General features: G+C 74.9%; 1 protein-coding gene and 1 pseudogene. Both read left to right on the forward strand.

Features of this window, described 5'->3' with window-relative positions; genetic code table 11:
• Positions 1 to 376, forward strand: a pseudogene (locus H5J30_RS31430) (TMEM43 family protein); the annotation flags it as partial.
• Between the two features lie 25 nt (positions 377 to 401).
• A partial coding sequence (locus H5J30_RS31435; protein ID WP_181790954.1) for a sodium/solute symporter occupies positions 402 to 1714 on the forward strand: 1313 nt, incomplete at its 3' end.

Genomic DNA, 1714 nt, shown 5'->3' on the forward strand with positions numbered 1-1714 from the left:
GCCCCGCGTGACCGTCGCGCACCCCCGCACCCTCGCCGCCCGCAGCTCCCAGCCCCTGCCGGGCAGCCGCGCCCTGGTCGCCGACGACCTGGGCCGGCAGACCCCGCTGGGCGACGTCTACCTCCGCTCCCTGATGCGCACCCAGCTCCGCCTCGCCGCTCTCGTCGTCGGCGCCCTGGGCGCGGTGCTCGGCGTCCTGCCGGTGCTGCTGGCGACGGTGCCGAGCGTGCGCGACACCACGCTGGCCGGCGTGCCCGTGCCCTGGCTGGTGATCGGCGTCGCGGTGCACCCGGTGATCCTCGCGCTGGCGTGGGTGTACCAGCGCCAGGCGCGCAAGAACGAGGCCGAGTTCGCGGACCTGGTCGAGCGGTCGTGACCGCGGTCGTGACAGGGCACAGCACGTGAACACCGTCCAACCCGCCGTCGCCGTGGCCGTCGTCTGCGTCGCCACGGCCCTCTTCGGCGTGTACGGGCTGCGCCCCGGCCGCGCCACCTCCGACTTCTACGTCGCCTCCCGCGCGGTGACGCCGCTGCAGAACGCCTCCGCCATCGGCGGCGAGTACCTGTCGGCCGCGTCCTTCCTCGGGATCGCCGGCCTCGTCCTCGCGTACGGCGCCGACATGCTCTGGTACGGCGTCGGCTACACCGCCGGCTATCTGGTCCTCCTCGCCTTCGTGGCCGCGCCGATGCGCCGCTCCGGGGCGTACACCGTCCCGGACTTCGCCGAGGCCCGGCTGCAGTCGAAGCGGGTGCGGCAGCTCGCCTCGGTGCTCGTCGTCCTCATCGGCTGGCTCTACCTGCTGCCCCAACTCCAGGGCGCGGGGCTGACGCTGCGCACGGTCACCGGTGCCCCGCTGTGGGTCGGCCCGGTGGCCGTCGCGGCGGTGGTGATGACGACCGTCGCCTCCGGCGGCATGCGCAGCGTCACGGCGGTGCAGGCGTTCCAGTACTGGCTGAAGCTGACGGCGCTCGCGGTGCCGGTGATCTTCCTGCTGCTGGCCTGGCGCGCGGACGGCGCGCCGTGGCCGGATGCCGACGAGCCGCCGCGGTTCCGCGACACGACGACGGTGACCGTGCACCAGGCGGTCGACGTACGCGTCGAGGATCCGGTACGGGTCACGGTGCACGGCCGGCTCGACGGCGAGCGGCTGGACGGCGAGCGCGTGCGCATCGGCCCCGGCGTGCACGCGATCGGCGCGGAGACCCGGGTGCGGTTCCCCGCCGGCGCCGACGTGCCGCACCCGGTGGACGAGGAGCCCGTCGACGGCCTCAACTGGACGCGCCCGCTGTCCGGTACGGAGCACCCCGGCTACGGCACGTACTCGCTCCTCATCGCCACCCTGCTGGGCACCATGGGGCTGCCGCACGTCATCGTCCGCTTCTACACCAACCCCGACGGCCCGGCCGCCCGCCGCACCACCTGGACCGTGCTGTGGCTGCTGGCCGCCTTCTACCTGCTGCCGCCGCTCTACGGCGCCCTCGGCCGCCTCTACACCCCCGAACTCCTCATGACCGGCCGCACGGACGCCACGCTGCTGCTCCTGCCCGACCGGCTGCTCGGCGGCGGTCCGGCCGCGGCCATTTTGGGCACGCTGCTGACCGCGGGCGCGTTCGCGGCGTTCCTGTCCACCGCCTCGGGGCTGACGATGTCCGTGGCGGGCGTGCTGGGGCAGGAGTTGGAGCGCAGACGGGCCCGGCGGGCGACGGCGCCGCC

This window comes from Streptomyces phytophilus (assembly GCF_013870535.1).
GTDB classification, from domain to species: domain Bacteria; phylum Actinomycetota; class Actinomycetes; order Streptomycetales; family Streptomycetaceae; genus Streptomyces; species Streptomyces phytophilus.